Below are 20,937 nucleotides of genomic sequence, written 5' to 3'. Positions count from 1 at the left end.
GTCAGACGGACCACGAAACGCACTGGGTGGGCGGACATGCCAAGGCTGGTCCGCCCACCCGAGGTCGCGTGGTATCAGGCGAACATCCCGGTGACACCGGCTTCGGTCTGTGCCATGGACGATCCGGCCTCGCTGATGGTCTGCGCGAGGTTCTGCAGCGCAGCGTTGAGCTCGGCGGAGGTGCTGTCCCAACGCATCTGCACCGCCTGGTAGGCCTCCGAGCCGGAGCCTCCCCACACCGAGGCGAGCGAGGCGAGCGAGGCCTTGCCTTCGTCGAGCAGTCCCTGGGTGACGCCCACGGCGCCGTGGATCTCGCCGGCGCCGCCTTCGATTCCACCGAAATCCCAAACTTGATTCGTCATGTGTCAGCTCCTTCTACAAAGTCGTCGAGGTCAGAGGTTCATCGCCGACGACAGCGTCGCGGCCTGGTCATCGTCGGTCGCGGTGTACTGCGTACCGGAAGTGTGGATGTTGGCGGAGATGTCGTTGAGCTCCTGGACCTGACGCGCGGCGGCCTCGTGGAAGCGCATCAGCGCCGCCTGGGCGGCGGTGCCGGCCTGGCCGACCATCTGCGCGGCGAGCGCACCGCCGGTCGACTCGACCTGAGCGATGACCCCCTTCAGTTCGCCGGAAATGCTCTCGAAATTCGCTGCCTCCTTGGCGAGGACAGCGGCATCGGTATTCATTGCCATGCTCGGTACTCTTTCTGTTTTCCTGTGTCCTCACCACGGATGGCGAGTCTTCCAGCCCCCTCGGCCGGGAAGTCATGTGTCGTGTGACGATTCACCAGTCGTCCCCGTCGTCCTCTTCCTCGCCCAGATCATGGGCGAGCTGCGACGGCGCCGCGAGGCTCTGCTTCTTGCCGCCGCTCTTGCCGGCATTCCCCATCGCCCCCATCGGTCCGCCGCCGGCGCCCCCCACCGGGGCCAGACCCGAACCGCTGCCGCCTGCCGCGGCGCCGACCGGTGCGGCAGCCGTGGTCGATGGTTGTGCGACAAGGCTGTTCATCAGTGGCGTGCTCGCCATGCTGCCGCCCGCACCGGGCAGCGAGGCCGCCCGCACCAGGCCGGCACCGGTGGCCGGACCGGCTCCGCCGGCCAGCGGGTGGTTCGAGAACGGGCTCGCACCCATCAACCCGAACTGGGCGCCGTTGTTCGGTCCACCGGAACCCATCTGCCCGAAGATCGAACTGACCTGCTGCAGGGGTGCGACCAGTTGCTGCATCGGTTGCGCGACGGACTGCATCATCTGCTGCGGCGCCTGCATCGCCATGGAACCCAGCTGGGATCCGAGCTGCATACCCATCTGCGCGCCCTGCTGCACGGAACTCATCAGCTGCTCGGGCTCGCCCTGGGCCTGCTGCGCGGTGTTGTCGGCCTTGCGGGTCTGGCTCTGCGCCGCGTTGGCCGCTTGATTACCCAGTGCCGCACCACGTCCGGCCAGCAGTGCGGCCGACTCGGTGGTCGCCTGGGCGGTCACGTGCGCGAACGCCGTCTCCCGCATGATCGATCCGGGCAGCGTCGCGGCGAGTCTGCCCGACGCGAATCCCAGTGCGGCCTCGCCGACACCGGGCATCACGATGGGTTTCAACGGCGAGATCGGTTCGAACACCGTATTCGCCGCGGTCTCTGCCTGGTAGCCGTGCATCGCGGTGGCGGCCTGGGTCCACATCCGCACGAAGTAGTCGAACTCGTTGATGCCGATCGGGATCGCGTTCACGCCCAGGAAGTTCGTCGCCTCCAGCACCGCGTGGGTGACATGGTTCAATTCGATCTCGACCAGCGGTGGAGTGACCGCCATCGCCAGCAGATACGAGTTTGCCTGCGCAATGGCCTGCATGGCCCGTTTCTGCGCCTGCAGCGCACTGGTCCGCAGCCACACCACCATCGGCATGGTCGCCTGCACCGCCCGCTCGCTCGCCCCGCCCTGCCAAGCCCCCGCCAGCGAGGCCAGACTGGCCGACAGCTCCTCGGCCTGGGTCTCCATGGCGATGGCGAGCATCTCCCAAGCAGCAGCAGCCTGGTACATCGGCGCAGCACCGGCACCCGCCATCAGGCGGCCGGTGTTGATCTCCGGTGGCAACGCCGCATACAGCATCGGCACGATTGCGGGTACCGTTGTCATAGTTTGCTGGCCATGGTCTGCTGCTCGGTCTCGTCGGGAGCGGAAGCCGGATGGGGCTAGGAGAGTGTCGCGGCGGCTTCGCCGTCCACCGTCGTGTAGATGCCGGTCGCCTCCAGATAGGCGGCGCCGGCACGTGCCAGTTCCTGCTGCGCGTACGCGTTCAGTGCGGCCATCTGCACGCTCTCACCGGCAAAAGCGATCACAGCCTGCGCCGATACCTCTTCCGCTCCGGCCGGTACCAGCGCGGCCGCCTCCGCGGTGGCGGCCGTCCCGGTCGCCAGGCCACGTGAACCGTTTGCGACCACCTGGCCGCCGATGCCCACCACCGCGGGGTTGTGCTGCATGGGTTGCATGTGCCGTTCCTCCTCACAGATTCCAAAACTGCTGGAAATAGCTTCCATAAGGGGGGACGCAGCCGTTGCTCCGTCGCATCAGAATCGTTCCCCCCGACCCGTTGCTGGCGCCCAGTCGTAAATTTTGCTGAAGCGCCTCGAATCCCATCCTAACCGCGGTTTGGGTGTGCTAGGAGCACTTCTTCTGCCGGGGGATCGATGTAGGCCGCCTGCACGACTTCCTTGCCGTCCGGCGACACCAGAAGTGCCTGGCCAGGGGGCCTGCGCTTGAGTTTGAACTCGCTCGTCGGGAATTCCGTCTTCTCCCCCGACAGGAACAGGGTCGGGGATCCGGCGCCGTAGGCGGCGCCGACGAACTTGTCCATGGTCGCCCGATGCGCCTGGCTCATCTGACAGGTCACCACGATGTGCAGCCCGATATCCGCCGCCGCCGGCAACAACGGGGCCAGCGGAGCCATCGGCGGCATCATCCCGCCGGCCGCGACGATCATGTGCCAATCGTCCACCAGCAGGACCACATCCGGGCCCGTCCACCAGGACCGCGAACGCAGTTGCGCGGTGGTCAGATCGGGTGGAGGCAGACGCTTCTTGAGGTTGACCGCCAGCGCCTTGATGGACTCCTCCAGCGTGGTGCTGTTGCGGTTGACCGCGCCGGCGTCGAGCAGATGGCTCTGCGGCACCGCGTCCAGCAGCCCGGACCGGTAGTCGGCGAGCATGAAGCGCACCTGCTGCGGGCTGTTGCGCGCGCAGATCGCCTGCGCGACGGCGTGCGCGATCGTCGTCTTACCCGACTTGGGCGCTCCGAAGATCAGCAGATGCGGGGTGATCGCCATGTTGTTGGCCGCCACCGACAGGTCGGATTCGCGGATCCCCAGCGGAATGGTCCACCGGGTGCGGTAATCCGAATCCGGTCCGGGCGGCGCCGGATCGAGCTCGCGCAGATGGATCCGCTCGGGCAGCACCCGGACCCGCGGCGCCTCGTCGGTGTGCAGTGCGGCGATGTGCTCGACGGCCGCGGTGATCGCCGGGACGATGTCCGCGGCGCTGTGCACCCCGTCCAGCCGCGGCACGCCCATCATCAGGTGGTGCCTCTCCATCGAGATGGCGCGGCCCGGCCGATTCGCCGGGATATCCCGGGTCATCCGGTCCACCTGGGTCTCATTGACATCGCCGAGGCGGAACTCGACCTTGGTGCCCAGATAGTCACGGACCCGGGACTTCAGCTCCGTCCAGCGCGGCGTGGAGATGATGGTGTGCACGCCGAAGGCCAGCCCCTGCCCGGCCAGATCCTGCACCACCGGTTCCAGATCGGGGAACTCCGCCACGAACGCCGGCCAACCGTCGATCACCAGGAAGACGTCTCCGAACGGGTCTGCGGAGGCCGGATGCTGGGGGTCCTCCCGCATCTGGCGGTAACTGGAGATCGAGCCCACCCGGAACTGCTTGAACATCGCCTCCCGCTGGCGCAGAACGGCTTTCATCTCGGCGACGGCCCGGTTCACCCGGTCCGGCTCAGAGCGGGTGGCCACGCCACCGACGTGCGGCAGGTCCTCCAGATACATCAGGCCACCGCCGCCGAGATCGATGCAATAGAACTGCACCTGACGCGGGGTATGGGTGGCAGCCGCCGAAAGCACCAACGTCTGCAGGAAAGTCGACTTTCCGGTCTGCGGCGCACCGCCGATCGCGATGTTGCCGGCCGCGGCGGAAACATCGATGCCCCACACCTCCTGGCGGTGCCGGCGTGGCTCGTCCATGATGCCGAGACCGAAGCGCAGCGGTTGGCGCTGATCGCGTTCCACGAGTTCGTCGACCGGTGTGGGATCGGTCAGCGGCGGCAGCCACATCTTGTAGGCGCGGGCCTCCCCGGTGGCCAGCTGACCGAGCACCACCTCCCGCAGAACGCGCGGTTCCTCTGCCGTCGTCATGCGCGATCCGCCTCCGGCCCTTCACTGACGGTCATCGCGACGTCACCCCGGTCGCATCCATCATCGGCGCGGCGGTGAACGGCTGGATCCGCACCTCGCTCGGCGGATGCTGCCGGGGCGCCACCTCACCGTCGGCGGTGATCGCCGACGCGGGTACGTGGTTGGTTCCGGTGTAGACACTTCGGAACTTCACCGGATCCTCCATGCCGACCCGCAGGAAGCCCACACCGCTTTCCTTGTTGGTGATGTACTGCGCCTCCGGGGTGCCGATCACCGCCTTGGACTCGGCAGAACTCGTGGTGCGCAGTGCGATTCGATAGGTGAGGTTCGGCTCCAGCTTGTCGATGCGGACGCCGCCGGTGTTCAGCGACTGCGTGGCCAGCAGCAGGTGCACCCGCAGTGAGCGGCCGACCCGGCAGATCCGGTCGAACAGCGCGATGAAGTCCGGATGGTTCTGCAGAAGCTCGGCGAACTCGTCGACGACGACGAACAACGTCGGCAACGGCGCCAGATCGGCGCCCCGCTCACGATGTTTCTCGTACTCGGCCACACCGGAGAGCGCACCGGCCGCGCCGACCTGGATGCCGGCCTGGCGCAGGATGGACTGGCGGCGGTCGAGTTCACCGGAGAGCACCTCCCCCATCCGACTGACCAGCTCGGCCTCCTCCTCCATGTTGGTCACCACCGCCGCGGTGTGCGGCAGTTTCTCCATGCCCAGGAAGGTCGATCCGCCCTTGAAGTCGGTCAGCAGCAGGTTCACCTGGTCTGGATGGTGGGTCGCGGCCAACGAGAGGATCAGGGTGCGAAGGAATTCGGACTTTCCGGAGCCGGTGGTCCCGATCAACATGCCGTGCGGGCCGGCGCCGAACTCCGCGCCCTCCTTGATGTCGAGGTACATGATGTCGCCGGTCTTGAGTTCGTGGCCGAACGGAATCTTGAGCCGGTCGCGGTCGGTGTCGGTGAACATCCGCCAGCGTGCCGGTGTCACCTCCTCGACGGATTGCGCGCCGACCAGCTGATGCCATTCGGTGGCGACCTTCTTCTGCACCCGGGTATTGCGGTCGATGATCGTGCCGGTGATCGACCAGCCGGCGAGCTTGCGCGCCAGCCGGCCGGCCTGTGCCGGCGTCATCTGGTCGGCGGCGTTGGCCACCAGCCGGAACGTCTGGTTCGGCAGCCGGTCATCGGCGGAGCCGTCGGCGTCGAGGCGGATCCGGTAGGCCGAGCCCCGGTGGTTGCCCAGCGTGATGACGGTGACGCCCGCCCGACCGTCGACCGGGAAGCCGGCCTTGCCCCCGGTGAGATCGATGACCACGACATAGGGCCCGCTGGGTGCCGCATCCGCGGTGTGCGGCCCGCGCGCGGTCAGATCGGCCAGGGCGTCCGGGCGGGTGAACACCAGCCGGGTCGGGCCGGCCGCGTCGGTGTCGGTCTGATGCTGCACATGCGGCAACCACTTCAGCCAGGTCCACTCCGGGTCTTCCGGACTGTCGGTGAGCACCCGGATCTGCAGCAGGTCCGGCGGATGGAACACCGCCAGGTGACAGATCATCGCGGTCAGCAGCCGGGCCGCGCGTTCCTGGTCGCCACCGACCGCGATGGTGGGAAAGGTCCGCAGCTGCACCAGTTTCGGGCAGTCGTGGATCAATCCGTGGGTACGCAGGAATTTGATCAGCCACATGTGGCTGACCGGCTCCAGATGCGGCTGCGGTGCGCCCTGCGGCCCGGCGAGCTCACCGCCGACCGACGGCTTGAGCAACCGGTCGACCGCCGGCTCGGCGCCGACCCCGATCCGGGTGGCCGCGTAGAAGTCGGCATTGGCCTGCCGGGACCACTGCCGGTGGGTCCCGACGATGGACAACAGATCTTCCGGGTGCGGCGCGTGGTAGTTGAAGAAGGTCACCTGCGCGGCCGCCGATGTCGTCACCCGGGTGCGCAGCCCGGCCAGGTAACGCAGGTACTCCTTGCGATCGGCGTTGATCTCGGGCACCTTCTTGCCGCCCGGACCACCGCCGGCCATGAATCCGACGGTCGCCATGATCATCATCAGCGGCATCATCAGCATGTAAGGCGACAACTGCCGGATCCCGGTGAAGATCATGATCGCGATCATCCCGAGCATGCCGCCGCCCATCACCCAGGGCAGCGCCTTCTGGATGCCCGACGGTGGGATGTCGATGCCCAGGTCGTCCGGTGGGGTGATGTTGATTTCGCCCGGTGTGAGCCGGGGCCCGCGTTTGATGATCGGGGTGAACTTCTTGGTCGTCATCCGCCTGCTCCTTCGGGAGGCAGTGGCGAGCCCGGGGCCGGCGCGGGCAATCCGGCCGCCGGCGCGCCCGGCGCGGGCGGCGGGTTCGCCGCACCGACCGGTGTCGCCTGGTTCGGGGCGCCATCGACCTTGCGCGGGTTGGGGTCCGGGGGCAGCGTGTCGTGTTCGAGGAGGGCGGCCTGCCTGGTCAGCACCGGCCCATCGATCAGCAGGCTGACCACCTGCCACGGTGCGGTCAACGGGCCGCTCAGGCCCAGCGCGCCGGCGGTGTCCTCGTTCGGCAGCCCGTACCGCACGCCCTGCGGGTCCACGTAGTAGAGGCTCTCGCCGTACCGGGGGTCTGGCGACTGGAGCCGGACGAACTGGCCGCCATCGATGAACACGGTTGCATCACCGGCAATCTGATCGATGCCACCGTTCATCCGAGAGGCCGGCACCGGAAGGTGCCTGCCGCTGATGACGGTCTGCCGCGGCGCCTGGTCTCCCGGTTCACGCTGCCAGGACCAGCACAGCGTGGGCGCGTCCTGCGGCAGCCGGATGTCCATCGGTTCATCGGGCAGCGGGGACACGAACACCTCCTCCGGGATTGCCGCGACGTCACTGGCTTCCACCGACGGTGAGGTGATCAGCCCGAACGAGTTGGTGGCACGCAGCGCCGCCGCGGTGGTGCCGTTGACCTTGGCCACCCCGTCGCTCAGCACCACATAGCGCTGTTCGGTGTTGTCGGTGATGGTCTTGAAAACCGATCCGATCACCAGATTCGGCGGCAGCCCAACGGTATTCGGGCCTCCGGCGGACGGCACCGCAGGCAGTTGCCAGGGTCCGACGTTCGGTAGCGCATTGAACAGCCCGGTCGAGATCGGGGTCGCCTTGGCCGTGACCGGGATCCCCACCGCGGAGGTGACGGCCCGGTTGGCCAGGTCGATGGAATGCCGGCCGTCCTGGGTGACCAGCCAGGTACGGCCCTGATAGGTGACCAGCACACCCTGGTTCGCTTTGATCGGCCCGACCGAGGCGTCCGTCGCCAGCGGCATCACCAGGGCCGAGGTCTGCACCTCGGGGGCCACGCTGTCCGGCTTGATCACGGTGTCGCACAACGACCAACTCGAGGTCGGGGCACCGAGCGGGGTGGCATAGGGCGCGCCCGGGATGCCGATCGGCTGTCCCTTCGGCATCCGGTTCAGCTCTTCGGATTTCACCGCCGACGGGTTGGCGGGGTTTCCCAGCACGAGCCGCGCCGAGGTCAAGTTGTACACCGGCCGCAGATCGTCGGATCCGGGCACCAGCACGTACAGCTGGTTGGTCGTGCGATCCACCAGCAGGGTGTCCGAACCTCGCTTGCCCAGTGGCTTGAAATAGGCGAGCAGAACCGCACCGATGCAGACCACCACCGCGATGACGACACCGGCCATCACCGCCCGGCTGTAGAACTGCAGCGGATCGTCGAACATCCGGGTGTCGCGCCGCACGATCGCGTGCTCGACACGACGGAGCAGGAATCGCCAGCCACTGACCTGAACCTTGGTGGTGAGCCGGAAACCTGCCATCGCTACTCGCCGATGTTCAGCCGGGCGTGCACCGCGGCGATCGCGGAACTCATGTCCTCGGCACTGATCTCGCTGAGTTGTGCCACATCGAGGCTCTCGATGTCCAGGGAGCGGGCCAGCCGCATGTCCCGGCTCTGCTCCCCGGCCTCGACCAGCTGCCGCGCGTACCGGCCGTTACCGGCGATGTCCAGTGCCGGCTTACCGTTCAGCGTGCGATCCTGCAGCAGGGTCGCGGCATCGAGCACCCGCTTGGCGGCTTCCTCGCTCAACTGCGAGTCGTTGGCCTCGGCAATGACCTTCGAGATGTCGACGATGTCCTCGGCGGAGTACGAATCGAACTCGACCCGAGTCGAGAAACGCGACCGCAGACCGTCATTGGATTCCAGCAGCCGGTCGATGTCGGCGCTGTAGCCGGCGATGATCACCACCAGGCGGTCACGGTCGTTCTCCATCCGGGCCAGCAGCGTGTCCAGCGCCTCGGTGCCGAACGGGTCCGCCCGCCCGTCGCGCTCCTGGACCAGGGTGTAGGCCTCGTCGATGAACAACACCCCGCCGACCGCGCGGTCGATGGCTCGCGAGGTCTTGACCGCCGACTGGCCCTCGTACTCGGCCACGAAGTCCTTGCGGGAGGTCTCCACCAGCTTCGGTTCGGCGATCACGCCCAGCCCGGCCAGGATGTTGGCGACCACCCGGGCGATGGTGGTCTTACCGGTTCCGGGTGGGCCGGTGAAGATCATGTGCTTGGACTGCTGGCCCACCTTCATCCCACGGGCGGCCCGCACCTTGGCCATCTGGGTTGCCGCGCGGTACTTCTCGATCTGCTCCTTGACCCGGCTCAGGCCGATCTGGCGGTCCAGTTCGGCCTGAGCCTCGGCGAGCAGCTTCTCCCTCCCCGAGTTGTCGGCCTGCACGCTGGCCGGGTCCCAGGGGTCGGTCCGGGCGGCGATCTTCTCGGCCGTGGTCGTGATCAACCGGTGCGACGGATCCTTGAGCGCCGCCGATACCTTCGGTGACGGATGGGTGGCCTGCAGCCACTCCAGCAGCGCGACGGCGGCCTCCTCGTTGCCCTGACTGCGGCGCGCCATCGCCAGGTACCAGGCGATGGCCGGGGCGCAGGCTTCTCCGGCCGGTGAGGCATTGGACTCGGTGAGCCGCCGTTCGGCCTCGGTGAACAGGCCGAGGTTGGTCACCGCGACACCGTGGGCGACGCCGGCGGCGGCGCCGAGGAACTTGTCCGGCCACCCGGACGCCGCGCGGACTTCGTCGATCACGTCGGTCCAGCGTTCCGCCGCACCGTAGATCACCGCCCGGATCCAGGACACCAGGTACTCGGCTCCCATCGCCGGCGCGTCGTCGAGAGCCTCCATCGCATCCGCGAAGTTGCCCTCGGCGGCCTCCCGCACCGCGAACGCCATGGTGATCGCCAACGGCGAGTTCACCGGGTAGGTGATGTCGCCGTACAACCCGCCGATCGGTATCCGGGCGTTGACACTGTTCATCGAGATCTCGGCGCTGCCGGCCAGCTGGCCGAAGTTGTTGCGCGAGTACCAGGCCCGGAACAGGGTGGCGCGGTCGGTGTCACCGCAGCGCAACCTCCCGACCCAGGCGTCGCATGCGGTCTCGTCGGCCGAGGTGATCTCGGTGAAGAGCTCCAGGGATCGGGCCGGGGCGGTCGGCAGCATGCCGACCGCGGTGCCGAACAGGCTGGAGAGATGTTCAGTCATGGTCACCCGCATATCGAGTCGCGAAGACCTCGGCCTGCGCGGCGTCGGCCTCCTCCGGGGAGGGGAGCCCGACGGTGCGGTGCAAGAAGTCCCGGGTGTCGACGGTGTCGTACCCGTGCCCCTGCATACCTTCGAGCATGTACGAGAACTGGGCGGCCTTGGCGCGCCGGGTTGCCAGACCGGCGATCACCACGATCTCGGCGGCCAACTGGTCCTCCGGCACGCCCGTCACCTCGGGAGACAACTCGACGCGGTGCACCCGCCCGTCGAAGAACGCCGAAACCGTCACCGTCCCCGGGGGATTGGTGACAGCGAACAAGGTCTCACCGATGTCGGCGACGGCGCCGGTTTCGGCCGTGTCCTCGGGCAGGGCCGGCAGATGGTCGTCGAAGGCCTCGAGCCCGTGGTCGCCGGCGTCGGTGTCGGTGTCGGTGTCGTCATACGGCGGGTTGCCCATCCAAGCCCTCAATCGCCGTCGTAGTAGAAGTCGGTGTCGGTCCTGGCCTCGAACCACGCCCCCGAGGGCAGGAAGGTCATCAGCTCGTCGAGCGCCCGCTGCAGGTTGTCCTGGGTGCCGGCGAGGAAGCTGCCGAACAGCTCGCCGTTGACCTTCCGCGGAATCGACACGATGCGGCCCAGCGGCGAGTCCAGTACCCCGGCCGCGACATCGGCCTGGGTGAAGGTGCCCCCGGAGTGCCGTTCGGTGGCCGTGATCTCGACCCAGCTGCTCGGATCGGCGGTCGCCTCGGCGTAGATCCGCGCCGAGGCCGGCGCGATTCCGAACTGCGCCAACTGATTCGGTGTGCTCGACTCGGCGAGGCGGGCCGAAACCCCGGTCATGGGCTCCACCTCGGCCGGTTCGGCCGCCCCGAGCACCGCGGTCACCATGCCTGCCAGCCCGACCTGGGGCGCCACCCGCTGCAACACCAGCAGGTCGCCGTCCCGGGCGGCGATGACGTGCCGGTCGCCCTTGCGGCAGACCACGAAGCGGACCATCTTGGGGCCGGCGTCGCGGCGCCACCACCGGCCCTCCAGCGTCCGGTCCGAACGCGAGAGCGTGTCGGCCATCGCGGCGACCTCGGGATGCGGTTTGCCGAAGGCATCGAGCACGCCCTGTTCGGTGAGATCGCGGGCCACCATGTCCCAGACCTTGTCCCGCAATTCCGGCTGCGGAATGTTCGGCCGGATACCGAGGGCGGGCGGAAACTCCTCGAGCTGCAACCGGTCGGCGATGACCAACATGCCATCGATGGTGACCTCGACGGCGACGACATCGTCATAGTGCGTGGGCTCACCGTGCCCGGCGAAGGAGCTGGTCATCGGCTATGCCACCCACCGGCCGTCGGACATGGTCGGCCGGGTCGAAACTCCGAGTACAACCACTTCGCCCCCCTGACACCACGTTGCCGGCTCGCCATGGCGAGTCGGCTACCGGCTCCCGTTTCCTACCCCTGCCGACGACAGTAGCAGCGCCGCGGCACCCCCCGATGCACGAATTTCTCCCCGATTCGGGCTGGATCCGGGCTTTGCCACCCGCGGTTGCGGCGCGGCAGGGCACCGGCCGGGGATATCCGTGGTTGATACTGGTGCAGGCCGTAGTACGCCGACCCGACAGCCCCGGAGGAGGCCCGCGGTGAGCGATCGCGATGACGCATTACGCAGGGAGCTGGGCTGGACGGGGCCTGCGGAGACCGACTACGAGCCCCCGTCCGAACGGCACCCCGCTCCAGAGTCCGCACCGCCGGCCCCGTCCCGGCCGCCGGTCGATCACCCACCGCCGTACGGCGCCGATACCGGTCCCATCCCCACCCACCGGCCGGACCGGCCCCAGCCGGGACCGCCCCCCGAACGACCGCATGTTGCGGGGCCGCCGCCGCAGCGCGGGCGGCCCCCGGGTCCGCCGCCCTATCCGGGCCCGTCCCAGCATCCCGGCCGCGGGCACCATCCGGTGCCGCCACCGGGCTCCTACGCCGATCGGATACCGGTGCACGATCTGGTGCCCGTGCGGCGGGTGCCGCCCGGCCGGGGCTGGCGGCGGCTGGTGTTCCGGGCGTCCTTCGGCCTGATCAATCCCGGGCCCTCACCCGATGAGGTGCGCCAGGCCGAGTTGGAGGCGCGGATCCGCGGCGTGCTGCGCGGGCACTACAAGATCGGCGTCCTCGGCAAGGGCGGTGTCGGCAAGACCACCGTATCCGCCTGCGTCGGTTCGGTTTTCGCCGAACTTCGACAGGAGGACCGGGTGGTGGCCGTCGATGCGGACACCGCGTTCGGCAAGCTCGGCAGCCGGGTGGACCCCCGGGCGGTCGGCTCGTACTGGGAGCTGGCCTCCGATCAGCACCTGGAGTCGTTCGCCGATATCCGCAGCCGGGTCGGCAACAATGCGGCCGGACTCTTCGTGCTGGCCGGCGAGGCCACCCCGGCCCGCCGCAGGGTGCTCGACCCGGCCATCTACCGGGAGGCCACGGCGCGGCTGGACCGCTACTTCAGCATCTCCATCGTCGACTGCAGTTCCACCATGGACAGCCCGGTGACCCAGGAGGTGCTGCGCGACCTCGATGCGCTGATCGTGGTGTCCTCGCCCTGGGTGGATGGCGCCGCCGCGGCCGGGCAGACGATGGACTGGCTGGCCAGCCGCGGACTCAGCGGCCTGCTGCAGCGCACCGTGGTGGTGCTCAACGACTCCGACGGACACGCCGACAAACGCACCCGCGGCATCCTGGCGCAACAGTTCGGCGGCCAGGGGCAGGCGGTCGTCGAGGTGCCGTTCGACGGTCAGCTGCGTCCCGGCGGGGTGATCGCCGGGACGGCCGTGATGTCGACGCAGACCCGGCGCAAGTTCCTGGAGGTCGCGGCCGCGCTGGCCGCACACTTCCCGACCAATGACGACCGGCACCGGGAACGATTCTGAATCTGGTTCAGCGCCACTCGATCTGACTGATGAGTTGTTCGACAGCGCGCACCTCGGCGTCCGCCAGCGGCTGTTCGGACTCGGCGGCGACGATGACGTCCTCGACGACGCCTGCGGCCTGGCCGGTTTCGGTCACCGTCAGGTTGGCGCGCCGCCGCGCGGCGTAGAGCCGCTGCCCCAAGGTGGCGGTGGGCGCGGTCGCCGCGCGCATGGTCAGCTCGTCGATCCGGCTGCGCACCGTGCTCAACGCCCGGATCAGCTCCGGGGTCACCTGGATACGCGCGGCCCGCGAGGCCACCGCCTCCAGCTGGCGCAGATCGGCCAGGATCGCGGTGGCCCGCGCGGTGAATCCGGGGTCGACCGGCGCGGGCAGGGTCTCGATCGTCGCGCCGATCGTGTTCGCGGCGGCGATCACCGCCTGGGCGATGAGCGGGACGTCGGCGGCGGGTTCGGCCACGGCGCCGCCGCGCGCCGGGGTGGCCCGCACCGACTCACCGCGGCGGACCCGCTCGATAGTCCCCGCCGGCCACTGCAGCACTTCCTCCAATTTGGCCCGGGTGGCCTGCCGCGGCCAGCTGCGGCCCTTCTCGAAGGAGATCAGCGCACCGGCGTTGATCACCCCGTCGGCGGCCAGGCTGCGCTGGCTGATGTTGAGTTCACGCCGCCGTGCCGCCGCAGCGGCCCCGGCCCGCACCATGCCGGCGTCGGCTTCGACCACGCGCGGCACCTCCTGAACCGGACTCAGACGCTCAAGATCCTAGCCAAACCTGGAGCACTGCTATGGCTTGGGCGGACCGGACGCGCCATCCCTGCCGTTCGAAACCGTATCAACGCGATGGCATGAATGCAGCATCCGCGCGGGGAAAGCCACAAGAAATGCCTCGTCACTTGCGATTACGCGGATAAGCACCTCAATGGGCGCGGCGAGTGCGCTACGGCAACACTCCGCCAAACTGTTGCATCGCTACGGTTAGTGCTCTACATTCGTCTGCAACGCGGCAGTCCTGCCGCCGCACAGGGGGAGACACACCATGACTGCACTGGGGATGGACGGCCTGCCGATCGGCGAATGCACCCGCAATCCGGATCTCTGGACCACGACCGCCGACGAGCAGGCCAAGGCGATCTGCCGGGCGTGCCCGCGTCGCTGGGCCTGCGCCCGGGAGGCCTGCGAGCTACCCCGGGCGGAAGGAATCTGGGCCGGGATCTCGGTCCCCGAGTCCGGCCGGGGACGCACCTTCGCGCTGCGCCAACTCCGCTCGCTGGCCGAACGCAACGGTTACCCGGTGCGGATGCGCCGACTCTTCCTGGAGTCCGCCTAGTACGGGCCGCCCTCGCTGCCGTTTTCGAGGGGCCGGCAGCGGGGGCGGCACCCCGACCGTGCGGCCCTCCCTTCCGGGAGAGTCAATTTTGACCGGCGCCGGGGTGGCGCTGCTCACCGCATCGGCACCGGAATACATCCACTCACGCCCGGGTTGAGTAGATCGACGGTGTCGGTCATGCCCCGGGGACCAACTAGAAAATCGTCGCTGCGAGCGACCACTTGCGCCAGAGGCGACATGCCGACACCGTCCCTGCGTCTACTATCGGCATGGTGAGCAACGTGGATCCTGATCCGGACGAAGTCGATTGTCGGGCATCGCGTTTCACCGGTGTTCTACCCGCCCGCGACGTTCCGCTCGGCGGCCCGAGGGCGATGTCGGTGCGCCGGACACTTCCGGCCAGACAACGCTCGATGATCGGCGCGTGGTGCTTCGCCGACCACTACGGGCCCCATGACGTCCGCGACCGCGCCGGAATGGACGTCCCGCCCCACCCGCACACCGGATTGCAGACCGTCAGTTGGCTTTTCGCCGGCGAGATCGAACACCGAGACAGTAACGGCGTGCACGCGATGGTGCGCCCGGGCGAGCTCAACCTGATGACCGCCGGCGCCGGTATCTGCCATTCGGAGGTGTCCACCCCGGCGGCGGCCGTGTTGCACGGGGTGCAGCTGTGGGTCGCGCTGCCCGATGCCGACCGCCACACCGCCCGGGATTTCGCGCATCACGTGCCGCAGATCGCCCGCGCCGACGGCGCCACCCTGCGGGTGTTCCTCGGCGAGCTGGCCGGCAGCCGCTCCCCGGTGCACACCTTCACCCCGCTGCTGGGCGCCCAGGTCGATGTGGACCCGTATACCGCGGCCGCGCTGGACGTGGACCCGGCCTTCGAGCACGGGCTGCTGCTCGATGACGGCGATGTCGAGTTCGGGGGCACCGTGCTGCAGCGCGGTGATCTGGCGTATCAGTCCCCCGGCTGCCAACGGCTGGAGATCGTCAACCGCGGCCCCGCACCGGCCCGGATGGTCCTGTTGGGCGGTCCCCCGTTCGGGGAGGCACTGCTGATGTGGTGGAACTTCGTCGGCCGCACCCACGACGAGATCGCCGAGTACCGCGACCGCTGGCAGGCCGGCGACGACAGATTCGGGTCGGTGACCGGATACACCGGCGCCGTCCCCCGACTCCCCGCACCGGCGTTGCCCAACGCTAGGCTCAAACCTCGTGGCCGATAAGCACACCGACAAGACCGGCGCCCAGGCAGTCGTGCGCGCCGGCGACGACCAGTTCACCATCTCCGTCGAAGGCGAGCAGGTGGGCCTGATCGACTTCTATGACCGAGACGGTGTGCGCACCTTCACCCACACCGAGGTCGACCCCGCGTTCGGCGGGCGCGGTCTGGCCACCATCCTGGTGGCCGACGCGCTGGCCGCAGCCCGCGAATCGGGCCTGCGGATCGCCTCGCACTGCTCGATGGTCACCCAGTACATCGCCAAACACCCCGAGTACCAAGGGTGAACGCGACACCGACGGCCTACTTCATCGCCGACGGTGACACCTTCGCCCCCACCGCCATCGCCAAGGGGCCGTGGGGCGCGACCATCAGCGGCAACGTGCTGGGCGGGCTACTGGGATTCGTCCTCGACCGCGAGCACGGCGACCCCGAGTTGCAGCCCGCCAGGCTGACCGTCGACCTGTTCCGCCCGGCGGCACTGGCACCGCTGATCCTGCGCACCGAAACCATCCGGGCCGGACGTCGCATCAAAGTCGTTGACGCCCATGCGATTCAGGACGGTGCCATGGTCGCCCGCGCCAGTGTGGTGCAGCTGCGCCGCGGCCCGGACGGGCCTACCGACATCTGGACCGCACCGGTGCCCATCCCGGACCCACCCGGCGATCAGCACGTGGGCAGCGGTACGCCGATGGAACTGGTGGCCCACGGCGCGGGCAGCAGTATCGATCTGAGCGCCTGGCGGCACACCGGCCCCAAACACATCTGGGTGCACAACGTCACCCCGCTGGTCGCCGGTCAGCCGATGACACCGTTCACCCGGGCCGCCATGGCCGGCGATGTGGTCAGCTCGCTGACCCATTTCGGCCCCGGCGGCCTGGTCTACATCAACGCCGACTACACCCTGACGCTGAGCCGGCTACCGGAAAGCACCGACATCGGCCTGTCCGCGTTGACCCATTACAGCGACGCCGGCGTGGCGACGGGTACGGCGACGCTGTTCGACCGGTCCGGCCCGATCGGCAGCGGAATGGCCACCGCGTTGTTGAGCCCGGGGTTCGCCCCCCGGGATCACTGATCGAGATACTGCGCGGTGTTCCCGCCGACCGGCATCGCGGGCATGCCCAGCTTGCGGTGGTCCCAGCTGCGGATGCGGCTCGGCACCACCCGGACACAGACCCGGTTGTTCATCATCTGCTCGACGAAGGGCTTCATCTCGTCGGTGTAGGGCCCGGTGTAGCGCTCCCAGACGCTGATGCCGACCCGCAGGTTGGTCTCCGGGTCGTCGACGATCTCCGCGGTGCCGTCGATGGACACCCCGCGCAGCGTGTCGTAGGTCAGACCGTCCTCGATCATCACGGTGACGGTGGGGTCGCGGCGCAGGTTGACCGCCTTCTGCGATTTGGCCTTCGTCTCGAACCAGATCTCACCGTCGATCAGCGCGTACCACATGGCCACCAGATGGGGCCGGCCGTCGGGCAGCACGGTCGCCATGGTGGCGGTGCGGCTGCGCTCGATGAACTCGGTGATCTCGTCATCGGACATCACGATCTTGGCGCGCTGATTGGTTCCCATGATCAATGGATATCAGACCCCGGCGCCTCTACCGGCGGCGCAGCGCCGAACGCATCATCCCCGCCGGGAACCCGCTAGCCTGCGGTACATGAGCGCAGGGCTGTTCGGACTCCTCGACGACGTCGCCGTCCTCGCCCGCCTGGCCGCCGCATCGATCGACGACATCGGCGCCGCAGCGGGCAAGGCCACCGTGAAGGCCGCGGGCGTCGTCATCGACGACACCGCGGTGACCCCGCAGTACGTGCAGGGCATCAGCGCCTCCCGCGAACTGCCGATGATCAAGCGCATCGCGATCGGCTCGCTGCGCAACAAGCTGGTGTTCATCCTGCCCGCGGCCCTGCTGCTGAGCATCTTCGCGCCGTGGGCGTTGCCCTACCTGCTGATGGCGGGCGCGACGTTCCTCTGCTTCGAGGGTGCGGAGAAGGTATGGGGCTGGATCTCAGGCGATGACGGGCACGCCGCGCCGGCCGTGGTCGCGGGCGGGGACGTCGAGAAGACGATGACGTCCAGCGCGATTCGCACCGACTTCATCCTGTCCGCCGAGATCATGGTGATCGCGCTCAACGAGGTCGCGAACCAGACGTTCTGGTTGCGGCTCGCCAGCCTGGTCGTCGTGGCCATCGTCATCACCGCCGCGGTGTACGGCGTGGTGGCCCTGATCGTGAAGATGGACGACGCCGGTCTGGCGCTGGCCCAGCGGTCATCGGCCTTCGCGCAGAAGTTCGGCCGCGGACTGGTGTCCGCGATGCCCCGGGTGCTGTCCGCACTGTCGATCATCGGCACGGTGGCGATGCTCTGGGTGGGTGGGCACATCCTGCTCGCGCAGAGCTACGAAGCCGGTCTGCGGCCGCCGTATGACCTGGTGCACGACGCCGAGCATTGGGTTGCGCACGCCGTGGGCTTCGCCGAGGGCGGCATCGGCTGGGTCGTGAACACCGGCATCTCGGCGATTCTCGGCCTGACGATCGGCGCCGTGGTCGCGGTGATCGTGCACCTGCTGCCGTTCGGCAAGAAGAAGGCTCACTAGCCTCTCGGACGTCGAGAACATCGCGCGAATCGTCCTTCATCGACGATCTCGTTCGCGTTCGGCGCGCGGTGAGGACCACCCCCAAACCACATCCAGGCCGGCCCCCCGATTGGGGACCGGCCTGGAATGAGGGCTGCAGAATTAGTTCAGATCGAACCGATCGGCGTTGGCGAGCTTGGCCCACGCGGCGACGAAGTCGTTGACGAACTTCGCCTCCGCACCGTTCTCGGCGTAGACCTCGGCCCAGGCCCGCAGCTGCGAGTTGGAACCGAACAGCAGGTCGTTGCGGGTGCCGGTGTACTTCTGTGCGCCGGTGGCCCGGTCGGTGCCGACGTAGGTGCCGTCGTCAGCCGGTGACGGCTTCCACTCGGTGGCCATGTCCAGCAGGTTGACGAAGAAGTCGTTCGTCAGCGCGCCGGGACGCTCGGTGAACACACCGTGCTTGGTGCCGCCGTGGTTGGTGTCGAGCACCCGCAGACCACCGACCAGAGCGGTGAGCTCCGGGCCGGAGATGTTCAGCAGGTTGGCGCGGTCGATCAGGTAGAACTCCGCGGGCAGGCGCAGGCCCTTGCCCAGGAAGTTGCGGAACCCGTCGATCTTGGGCTCCAGGTAGGAGAACGACTCGACGTCGGTCTGCTCCTGGGTGGCGTCGCCACGACCCGAGGTGAACGGCACGCTGACCTCGTGGCCGGCCGCCTTGGCAGCGGTCTCGATGCCGACGTTGCCCGCCAGCACCACCAGGTCCGCGAAGGACACACCGGTGCCCGACGCCGCCTGGATCTCCTCCAGCTTGGCGATGACCTGGGCCAGCTCGTCGGGCTCGTTGGCCTCCCAGCCCAACTGCGGCTGCAGGCGCAGGTGACCGCCGTTGGCGCCGCCGCGCTTGTCGCTGTCACGGAAGGTCGAGATGGCCTTCCACGCCGTCGAAACCAGCTGCGGGACAGTCAGACCCGAGTTGGCGATGGCCTCCTTGAGCGTGCCGACCTCGGCGTCGGACAGCGTCTTGCCGGCCGGGACGACGTCCTGCCACAGCCAGGTCTGGCTGGGCACCTCGGGTCCGAGGTACCGCTCGACCGGGCCCATGTCGCGGTGCAGCAGCTTGAACCAGGCCTTGGCGAACTCCTCGGCCAGCTCCTCGGGGTGATCCAGCCAGCGCTTGGTGATCTCGCCGTAGATCGGGTCGAAGCGCAGCGCGAGGTCTGAGGTCAGCATCGAGGGGTGAGTCTTGCCCGTGCCCTGCGCCTCGGGCACCGAGTTGGCCCAGCCGTTGTCCTTGGGCCGCCACTGGTTGGCGCCGGCCGGGCTCTTGAACAGCTCCCACTCGTTGCCGTAGAGGATCTCCAGGAAGCTGTTGTCCCACTTGGTGGGTGTATGCGTCCAGGTGACCTCCAGGCCCGAGGAGACCGTGTCGTTGCCGTGGCCGGTGCCCTGCGGGTTCTGCCAACCCAGGCCCTGCAGCGTCAGGTCGGCGGCCTCGGGCTCGGGGCCGACGAGTTCGGCATCGCCGTTGCCGTGGGTCTTACCGAAGGTGTGTCCACCGACGATCAGCGCTGCGGTCTCGATGTCGTTCATCGCCATCCGGCCGAACGTGTCGCGGATGTCGGCGGCCGAGGCCAGCGGATCCGGGTTGCCGTTCGGGCCTTCGGGGTTGACGTAGATCAGGCCCATCTGGACCGCGGCCAGCGGGTTCTCCAGATCGCGCTCACCGGAGTAGCGCTTGTCATCGAGCCATTCCTGCTCGGGACCCCAGTAGACGTCCTCCTCCGGCTCCCACCGGTCCTCACGACCGAACGCGAAACCGGCGGTGCGGAAGCCCATGTCCTCCAGGGCGACGTTGCCGGCATAGACCAGCAGATCGGCCCAGGACAGGTTCTGGCCGTACTTCTGCTTGACCGGCCACAGCAGGCGGCGGGCCTTGTCCAGGTTGACGTTGTCCGGCCAGCTGTTCAGCGGGGCGAAGCGCTGCATGCCGGTGCCCGCGCCACCGCGGCCGTCCTGCACGCGGTAGGTGCCCGCGGCGTGCCAGCTCATCCGGATGAAGAACGGGCCGTAGTGCCCGAAGTCGGCGGGCCACCAGTCCTGCGAGGTACGCATGACCTCGACGATGTCGGCGCGCAGCGCGGCGACATCGAGGGACTTGACGGCCTCGCGGTAGTCGAAGCCCGGGTTCGGGTTGATGACCTCGGGGTTCTTCTGCAGGATCTTCAGGTTGAGCTGGTCGGGCCACCAATCGCGGTTGCTACCACCGGCGACGGGAGGCTTGACCTTGCCGAAACCGGCCGGGCAGCCGCCCTCGGTCTGATCGGTCTGCGCTTCACCGATGGGCGGGGTCTCTTCGATGGGACGAGCGTCAGTCAATTTATGGATCCTCTCCGGGGCTGACGGACTGGTTACTTACTGCGAAAAACTCTGTGCGGTAGCACAATCGGGGCACAGGCCCCAGTAGATGACCTCGGCTTCGTCGATCGTGAACCCGAGATCATCGGAGGCGGTCAGGCAGGGGGCCGCCCCGACCGCGCAATCGACATCGGCGATCACCCCGCACGCCCGACACACGACGTGGTGGTGGTTGTCCCCGACCCGTGACTCGTAGCGAGCCACCGAACCGGACGGCTGGATGCGACGCACCAGGCCTGCCGCGGTCAACGCATTGAGCGAGTCGTAGACGGTCTGATGCGACACGTCGGGCAGATCGGTGCGCACCGCGCGGATCACCGCATCGGTATCGGCATGCGGGTGTGCGGCTACGGCGCCGAGCACCGCCAGCCGGGGTCGCGTCACGCGTAGCGAGACTTCCCGCAGCATCTGCGCAAAGTCCGCTGTCGTGGTCACCCAGCCAGTATGCCCGTTTTCTGGAATTAGTCAAGATAAGCATCGCGGTGCGTCCGGTGCGTGGACGCGTTCGTAACCGGCCTCCCCCGAACGTATCTCGAAA

At 68.4% G+C, this 20,937-nt stretch carries 20 protein-coding genes; 6 read left to right on the top strand and 14 right to left on the bottom strand.

The window, feature by feature from the left end:
* Positions 1-74: 74 nt before the first annotated feature.
* The 10 genes from K0O62_RS01125 to K0O62_RS01080 all read right to left on the bottom strand — a co-directional run bounded on the left by K0O62_RS01125 (position 75) and on the right by K0O62_RS01080 (position 11,265).
* Entirely contained in the window at positions 75-362 is a 288-nt protein-coding gene (locus tag K0O62_RS01125; RefSeq protein ID WP_073859417.1) for a WXG100 family type VII secretion target, read from the bottom strand.
* Between the two features lie 30 nt (positions 363-392).
* Positions 393-692, bottom strand: a complete 300-nt coding sequence (locus K0O62_RS01120) for a WXG100 family type VII secretion target (RefSeq protein ID WP_073859418.1) — start codon at positions 690-692, stop codon at positions 393-395.
* A gap of 91 nt (positions 693-783) precedes the next feature.
* The gene (locus K0O62_RS01115) at positions 784-2,124 is read right to left on the bottom strand and encodes a PPE family protein (protein ID WP_234800300.1); all 1,341 of its coding nucleotides are present in this window, start codon (positions 2,122-2,124) and stop codon (positions 784-786) included.
* Between the two features lie 56 nt (positions 2,125-2,180).
* Positions 2,181-2,477: a PE domain-containing protein gene (locus K0O62_RS01110; protein ID WP_073859420.1), complete on the bottom strand. Its 297-nt coding sequence runs from the start codon at positions 2,475-2,477 to the stop codon at positions 2,181-2,183.
* 149 nt (positions 2,478-2,626) lie between these two features.
* Positions 2,627-4,405: a type VII secretion protein EccCb gene (gene eccCb / locus K0O62_RS01105; protein ID WP_073859421.1), complete on the bottom strand. Its 1,779-nt coding sequence runs from the start codon at positions 4,403-4,405 to the stop codon at positions 2,627-2,629.
* Between the two features lie 31 nt (positions 4,406-4,436).
* Positions 4,437-6,674, bottom strand: a complete 2,238-nt coding sequence (gene eccCa, locus K0O62_RS01100; RefSeq protein ID WP_073859422.1) for a type VII secretion protein EccCa — start codon at positions 6,672-6,674, stop codon at positions 4,437-4,439.
* Positions 6,671-8,221: a type VII secretion protein EccB gene (eccB, locus tag K0O62_RS01095; RefSeq protein WP_073859423.1), complete on the bottom strand. Its 1,551-nt coding sequence runs from the start codon at positions 8,219-8,221 to the stop codon at positions 6,671-6,673. Before eccB ends, eccCa begins: the two co-directional genes overlap by 4 nt.
* A 2-nt stretch (positions 8,222-8,223) precedes the next feature.
* Complete coding sequence (gene eccA / locus K0O62_RS01090; RefSeq protein ID WP_073859441.1) at positions 8,224-9,945, bottom strand: type VII secretion AAA-ATPase EccA; 1,722 nt, start codon at positions 9,943-9,945, stop codon at positions 8,224-8,226.
* Complete coding sequence (locus K0O62_RS01085; protein ID WP_073859424.1) at positions 9,938-10,402, bottom strand: hypothetical protein; 465 nt, start codon at positions 10,400-10,402, stop codon at positions 9,938-9,940. The genes eccA and K0O62_RS01085 overlap by 8 nt, the downstream gene beginning before the upstream one ends.
* A gap of 8 nt (positions 10,403-10,410) precedes the next feature.
* Positions 10,411-11,265, bottom strand: coding sequence for an ESX secretion-associated protein EspG (locus tag K0O62_RS01080; protein WP_073859425.1), 855 nt, complete (start codon positions 11,263-11,265; stop codon positions 10,411-10,413).
* 313 nt (positions 11,266-11,578) lie between these two features.
* On the opposite strand from K0O62_RS01080, the gene K0O62_RS01075 reads away from it, so the two are divergent.
* On the top strand, positions 11,579-12,853 hold the full coding sequence (locus K0O62_RS01075; protein WP_073859426.1) for a MinD/ParA family ATP-binding protein: 1,275 nt from the start codon (positions 11,579-11,581) through the stop codon (positions 12,851-12,853).
* Positions 12,854-12,860: 7 nt separating this feature from the next.
* Here the strand turns inward: K0O62_RS01075 and K0O62_RS01070 are convergent, their stop codons facing one another.
* Positions 12,861-13,550, bottom strand: coding sequence for a transcriptional regulator (locus K0O62_RS01070; protein WP_073859442.1), 690 nt, complete (start codon positions 13,548-13,550; stop codon positions 12,861-12,863).
* A gap of 334 nt (positions 13,551-13,884) precedes the next feature.
* Between K0O62_RS01070 and K0O62_RS01065 the strand changes: the two genes are divergently transcribed.
* The 4 genes from K0O62_RS01065 (at position 13,885) to K0O62_RS01050 (ending at position 16,478) form a co-directional block, all read left to right on the top strand.
* Entirely contained in the window at positions 13,885-14,175 is a 291-nt protein-coding gene (locus K0O62_RS01065; protein ID WP_073859427.1) for a WhiB family transcriptional regulator, read from the top strand.
* A gap of 272 nt (positions 14,176-14,447) precedes the next feature.
* Positions 14,448-15,404, top strand: a complete 957-nt coding sequence (locus K0O62_RS01060; RefSeq protein WP_073859443.1) for a pirin family protein — start codon at positions 14,448-14,450, stop codon at positions 15,402-15,404.
* Positions 15,394-15,687, top strand: coding sequence for a GNAT family N-acetyltransferase (locus K0O62_RS01055; RefSeq protein WP_073859428.1), 294 nt, complete (start codon positions 15,394-15,396; stop codon positions 15,685-15,687). The genes K0O62_RS01060 and K0O62_RS01055 overlap by 11 nt, the downstream gene beginning before the upstream one ends.
* On the top strand, positions 15,684-16,478 hold the full coding sequence (locus tag K0O62_RS01050) for a thioesterase family protein (RefSeq protein WP_073859429.1): 795 nt from the start codon (positions 15,684-15,686) through the stop codon (positions 16,476-16,478). The genes K0O62_RS01055 and K0O62_RS01050 overlap by 4 nt, the downstream gene beginning before the upstream one ends.
* Here the strand turns inward: K0O62_RS01050 and K0O62_RS01045 are convergent.
* Positions 16,472-16,975, bottom strand: a complete 504-nt coding sequence (locus K0O62_RS01045; protein WP_073859430.1) for a pyridoxamine 5'-phosphate oxidase family protein — start codon at positions 16,973-16,975, stop codon at positions 16,472-16,474. The two genes, K0O62_RS01050 and K0O62_RS01045, sit on opposite strands and share 7 nt — an antisense overlap.
* 88 nt (positions 16,976-17,063) lie before the next feature.
* Between K0O62_RS01045 and K0O62_RS01040 the strand changes: the two genes are divergently transcribed.
* Complete coding sequence (locus K0O62_RS01040) at positions 17,064-18,002, top strand: DUF808 domain-containing protein (protein WP_073859431.1); 939 nt, start codon at positions 17,064-17,066, stop codon at positions 18,000-18,002.
* A 141-nt stretch (positions 18,003-18,143) separates the two neighbouring features.
* On the opposite strand, the gene katG is transcribed toward K0O62_RS01040, so the two are convergent.
* Both katG and K0O62_RS01030 read right to left on the bottom strand, forming a co-directional pair.
* The gene (gene katG, locus K0O62_RS01035) at positions 18,144-20,360 is read right to left on the bottom strand and encodes a catalase/peroxidase HPI (protein WP_073859432.1); all 2,217 of its coding nucleotides are present in this window, start codon (positions 20,358-20,360) and stop codon (positions 18,144-18,146) included.
* 36 nt (positions 20,361-20,396) lie between these two features.
* Positions 20,397-20,807, bottom strand: coding sequence for a Fur family transcriptional regulator (locus K0O62_RS01030; RefSeq protein ID WP_205870634.1), 411 nt, complete (start codon positions 20,805-20,807; stop codon positions 20,397-20,399).
* Between the last annotated feature and the right edge of the window lie 130 nt (positions 20,808-20,937).

This window comes from Mycolicibacterium diernhoferi (assembly GCF_019456655.1).
GTDB lineage: Bacteria > Actinomycetota > Actinomycetes > Mycobacteriales > Mycobacteriaceae > Mycobacterium > Mycobacterium diernhoferi.
The sequence above is the reverse complement of the archived record's forward strand: the minus strand, read 5'-3'. Positions and strand labels throughout refer to the sequence as shown.

What these genes read in the sequence shown, in the direction of transcription:
- K0O62_RS01115 (WP_234800300.1), bottom strand. Translation starts at nt 2,124, where the DNA reads ATGACAACGGTACCCGCAATCGTGCCGATGCTGTATGCGGCGTTGCCA.
- K0O62_RS01045 (WP_073859430.1), bottom strand. Translation starts at nt 16,975, where the DNA reads ATGGGAACCAATCAGCGCGCCAAGATCGTGATGTCCGATGACGAGATC.
- K0O62_RS01110 (WP_073859420.1), bottom strand. Translation starts at nt 2,477, where the DNA reads ATGCAACCCATGCAGCACAACCCCGCGGTGGTGGGCATCGGCGGCCAG.
- K0O62_RS01125 (WP_073859417.1), bottom strand. Translation starts at nt 362, where the DNA reads ATGACGAATCAAGTTTGGGATTTCGGTGGAATCGAAGGCGGCGCCGGC.
- eccCb (WP_073859421.1), bottom strand. Translation starts at nt 4,405, where the DNA reads ATGACGACGGCAGAGGAACCGCGCGTTCTGCGGGAGGTGGTGCTCGGT.
- K0O62_RS01085 (WP_073859424.1), bottom strand. Translation starts at nt 10,402, where the DNA reads ATGGGCAACCCGCCGTATGACGACACCGACACCGACACCGACGCCGGC.
- eccCa (WP_073859422.1), bottom strand. Translation starts at nt 6,674, where the DNA reads ATGACGACCAAGAAGTTCACCCCGATCATCAAACGCGGGCCCCGGCTC.
- eccB (WP_073859423.1), bottom strand. Translation starts at nt 8,221, where the DNA reads ATGGCAGGTTTCCGGCTCACCACCAAGGTTCAGGTCAGTGGCTGGCGA.
- K0O62_RS01065 (WP_073859427.1), top strand. Translation starts at nt 13,885, where the DNA reads ATGACTGCACTGGGGATGGACGGCCTGCCGATCGGCGAATGCACCCGC.
- K0O62_RS01080 (WP_073859425.1), bottom strand. Translation starts at nt 11,265, where the DNA reads ATGACCAGCTCCTTCGCCGGGCACGGTGAGCCCACGCACTATGACGAT.
- eccA (WP_073859441.1), bottom strand. Translation starts at nt 9,945, where the DNA reads ATGACTGAACATCTCTCCAGCCTGTTCGGCACCGCGGTCGGCATGCTG.
- K0O62_RS01040 (WP_073859431.1), top strand. Translation starts at nt 17,064, where the DNA reads ATGAGCGCAGGGCTGTTCGGACTCCTCGACGACGTCGCCGTCCTCGCC.
- K0O62_RS01070 (WP_073859442.1), bottom strand. Translation starts at nt 13,550, where the DNA reads ATGGTGCGGGCCGGGGCCGCTGCGGCGGCACGGCGGCGTGAACTCAAC.
- K0O62_RS01030 (WP_205870634.1), bottom strand. Translation starts at nt 20,807, where the DNA reads ATGCTGCGGGAAGTCTCGCTACGCGTGACGCGACCCCGGCTGGCGGTG.
- K0O62_RS01120 (WP_073859418.1), bottom strand. Translation starts at nt 692, where the DNA reads ATGGCAATGAATACCGATGCCGCTGTCCTCGCCAAGGAGGCAGCGAAT.